2 protein-coding genes are annotated in these 2,972 nt (G+C 48.9%); both read left to right on the plus strand.

The window, feature by feature from the left end; all coding sequences use genetic code 11:
- Positions 1-178: 178 nt before the first annotated feature.
- The gene (locus ACTHUT_RS16860) at positions 179-1,249 is read left to right on the plus strand and encodes a porin (RefSeq protein ID WP_070749640.1); all 1,071 of its coding nucleotides are present in this window, start codon (positions 179-181) and stop codon (positions 1,247-1,249) included.
- Between the two features lie 124 nt (positions 1,250-1,373).
- Positions 1,374-2,891, plus strand: a complete 1,518-nt coding sequence (locus tag ACTHUT_RS16865; protein ID WP_348772615.1) for a polyamine aminopropyltransferase — start codon at positions 1,374-1,376, stop codon at positions 2,889-2,891.
- Positions 2,892-2,972 lie beyond the last annotated feature (81 nt).

Here is a 2,972-nt window from a genome sequence, read left to right on the forward strand (position 1 = left end):
GGATAATAGTGAGCCATCCAAGATTGTTGGCAAATTAACACAAAAATACGTAACTGAAAACTATTTTTCAATTTATCCTACGATAAATTACAAATGTATTGATTTTTTATAATTTGTCAAATAAGATTATCCGAATACCCCGTCCCCAATTAAGAAAAAGACATAAAAGGAGAACAAAATGAACAAGTTATCTTGCTTTGTTGCCATTACCCTCATCGGCTCTTCCATGAGCATCGCCCACGCCGAACCTAAAATGAACGGTACCATATACATTATGACCGAGGTCGAGCACAACAATAAAACCGGCGTAACCAATACAACCATTTCCGATAAAAGTTCCAGTCTTTATCTCTCCGATGAAGTACGACTCAACAACGACTTATGGCTGAAATGGCAACTTGGCTCCTTTATTTACTTCGATTCCGACCGCTGGGGCGGCTGGGGCACTGCCGACTCATACGTCGCGCTCAACAGCTACAAAAACCTTGGTACCGTCAAAATGGGTTACATCAGTACACCCATGAACAGCATTTATCTGAACCCGTTCGACACCAACAGCTCGATTCTGGAATTCGGCAAAATTTCCCGCTTCGGCCAACGCCGCGTTTCTATGGCTTATGAGTCTCCTTGGAAAAACGGTTTCCAATTCAAATTCAACGTTTCCCCAGGTTCCAATGCCGCACGCAACAACAACGACTGGAATCCGGACAAAAAACGTGACGGCGACTGGGTTTTCGGCTGGGGTGTGGACTACAACCACCCAAACAACGGCTTTAACGCCCACTACGCTGCCGAATACGCACCCAACGACTCTCCGACCGAAACCAAAGACTTCCAAGCCCATGCATTCATGGCCGGATACAGCAAAGACAAAATCTCCGTCGATGCCGCGTTCCAATACGCCAAAAACACTTGCGACGGCTTCAGCTGCTGGGGCGTATGGAAAGATGCGGCAGGCAACGTAGCTGGTTCTTACGACAAAGAAATCAACAACACCAAAGAATTTATGGTGTCCGGCTCATACAAAGTAGGCAATTTCAAACCTCAAATCGGCTTCGCCTACGGTAAAAGCTCTATCGGCGAAGACTACAAACACGTTGCCGTCAGCACTGATTACAGCTTCTCCAAACGGACAACTGCCACACTCGGCGCCGGCTGGTTGAAAGAAAACGTCAATCCGAAATACGACAAAGATTTGCCGAAAAAATCTTCTTACGCAGTGGGCATGGTATTTAAACACCGCTATTAATGCCTGACAGATTAAAGGCCGTCTGAAACAATTTGTTCAGACGGCCTTTTCTACATCCTATAAATAAACTTGCAGCCCACCTTAAAAATCATTACATTGCCCACACTCAAGCAACAAAAACGTCATCATGAACGCCCACCGCACCCTCATCATCTCCGTTTTTATCGTCGCCAGCTGCGGCCTCGCTTACGAGCTCATCATCGCCGCGCTCGCAAGCTATCTTTTAGGCGACAGTATTTTGCAGTTTTCCTCCGTCATCGGGCTTTATCTGTTTTCAATGGGTATCGGCGCCCACCTGACCCAATACATCAAAGATAAAGACGTATTGCACCGCTTCATCGAAATCGAACTTCTGGTCGGCATCATCGGCGGCATTTCTGCGCTGGCATTATTTGTGGCCTTCGGTTTATCCGCCGCCCCGTTCCGCACCCTGCTCTACGCTTTTGTACTGATTGTCGGCATGGTTGTCGGCATGGAAATTCCTTTGGTCATGCGCGTGTTAAACCAAAAAGGTGCGGAATTTAAAGAACTCGTTTCCAAAGTATTGACCTTCGATTACTTGGGCGCACTTGCCGTCTCTCTGTTGTTTCCGCTTTTGCTCGCCCCCAAACTCGGCATGGCGCGTTCCGCCCTCTTGTTTGGCATTTTCAACGCCGCCGTCGCCTATCTGACCGCGCGCGTATTCAAATCCGAATTACCCCGCTATCACGCCATCCGTACACGTGCGTTTATCGTATTGACCGCGCTCATTACACTCTTTGCCTACGCCGACCGTATTTCCTTTAAAGCCGAACAAAGCTATTTCGGCGATCCCGTCGTCTATCAAAGCCATTCTCCCTACCAACGGCTGGTCGTTACCCGCTGGAAAGACGACACCCGCCTCTACATCAACGACAACCTGCAATTCTCCTCACGCGACGAAGCCCGTTACCATGAAGCACTCGTTCTGCCTGCCATGCAGATGGTGCCAAACGCCGAACGCGTCCTGATTCTCGGCGGCGGCGACGGGTTGGCGGCACGCGAAGTCTTGAAATATCCGCAGGTCAAAAATGTTACTTTGGTCGATCTCGATCCCGACATGACCGCTACTTTTAGAACCTCCGCCACCTTGAGCGCGCTCAACCAAGGTTCACTGTCCCATCCCAAAATGCACGTCGTCAACGACGATGCCGCCAAATGGCTGGAAGCGTCGTCTGAAAAATTCGACGTTATCATCATCGACCTACCCGACCCGTCCAATTTCTCGCTGGGTAAACTCTACTCCGTCCCCATGTACCGCCTCGTTGCCCGTCATCTTGAGCCGAAAGGCAAGATTGTTGTGCAATCGACTTCGCCTTATTTCGCCCCTAACGCCTACTGGTCAGTCGTTGCCACCCTCGAAGCGGCCAAGTTGAATACCGCGCCCTATCATGTTTATGTCCCTTCCTTTGGCGAATGGGGATTTGTATTGGCAGGCTTCGATAAGCAACTCCCCGTCCCGCAGAAATTCGACGTTCCCACACGTTATCTAAACGCCCAAACCGCCGCCGAAATGTTCCGCTTTCCGCCCGATATGGCAAGGCGTAAGGTTGAAGCAAATTATTTGAACAACCAAATTCTCGTCAGTTATTTTGAAAGTGATTGGAACAATGTGATGCGATAGAATATCTAAAGGCCGTCTGAAACATCTGCCTTCTTTATATCTCCGTTCAGACGGCCTCATCGTCCGTTTACCCTTTTTCAC

The organism is Neisseria sp. P0022.S010 (assembly GCF_051956635.1).